The sequence below is a fragment of the Rhodoplanes roseus genome (assembly GCF_003258865.1).
GTDB lineage: Bacteria > Pseudomonadota > Alphaproteobacteria > Rhizobiales > Xanthobacteraceae > Rhodoplanes > Rhodoplanes roseus.
The window spans coordinates 1-289 of record NZ_NPEX01000732.1; the positions used below are offsets into that span (position 1 = coordinate 1).

A 289-nucleotide genomic window follows, 5' to 3' on the forward strand; every position below is an offset into this window, starting at 1 on the left:
ATTCATGCTCATGAAGCCCGAGAGCTGCAGGAAGCCCGGATAAACGGCGCGCATGAAACCCGGATGCGGGAAAGGCACGTTCATGATGACGTGGCGCCGGAACCAGTCGACGCTCTTGCCGTCGGCAAACATGTTGACCGCGGTCGGATTGCGCCGCGTGTCGATCGGCCCGCCCATCAGCGTCATGGAGGCGGCCTGACAGGGGTCGTCGTCTTCCGCCATCACGGCGGCGGCGGCAAGGACCGGGACGGAAGGCTGGCAAACCGCCATGACATGCGTGCCGGAGCCC

The 289-nt window shown here is 65.4% G+C and carries 1 pseudogene; it reads right to left on the bottom strand.

What is annotated here, in order from left to right:
- Window positions 1-289 (bottom strand): annotated as a pseudogene (locus tag CH341_RS32170) (polyhydroxyalkanoate depolymerase); the annotation flags it as partial.